Source organism: Pseudomonas sp. E45-MNA-CIBAN-0222 (assembly GCF_040310405.1).
GTDB classification, from domain to species: Bacteria; Pseudomonadota; Gammaproteobacteria; order Pseudomonadales; family Pseudomonadaceae; genus Stutzerimonas; species Stutzerimonas stutzeri_AC.
Genome location: NZ_JBEOPU010000269.1, coordinates 1 through 230, shown reverse-complemented (window position 1 = coordinate 230; position 230 = coordinate 1). Strand labels below are relative to the sequence as shown.

Sequence of the window (230 nt, the reverse complement as noted above, 5' to 3'; positions counted from 1 at the left end):
ATTCCGGATTGCGCTTGGTGTTGAACACCCACAGCGTCAGGCCGACGAAGGCCACGAACACCACGACCGTGCCCAGGCCGCGGATCATTCCAGTGCTCATCTCAAACATCACTCACCTCTTGCTCTTGATGGCAGTGCCGAGCACTTGCAGGTAAGAAACCAGGGCGTCCATCTCGGTCTTGCCCTTGAGGCTGGCCACCGCGCCGCTGACGTCGTCATCGGTGTACGGC

Annotated in this window: 2 pseudogenes; both read right to left on the bottom strand. The window is 60.4% G+C overall.

The window, feature by feature from the left end:
* Positions 1-112: pseudogene (locus tag AAEZ08_RS23580) on the bottom strand (cbb3-type cytochrome oxidase subunit 3); the annotation flags it as partial.
* Positions 113-230, bottom strand: a pseudogene (locus AAEZ08_RS23575) (cytochrome-c oxidase, cbb3-type subunit II); the annotation flags it as partial.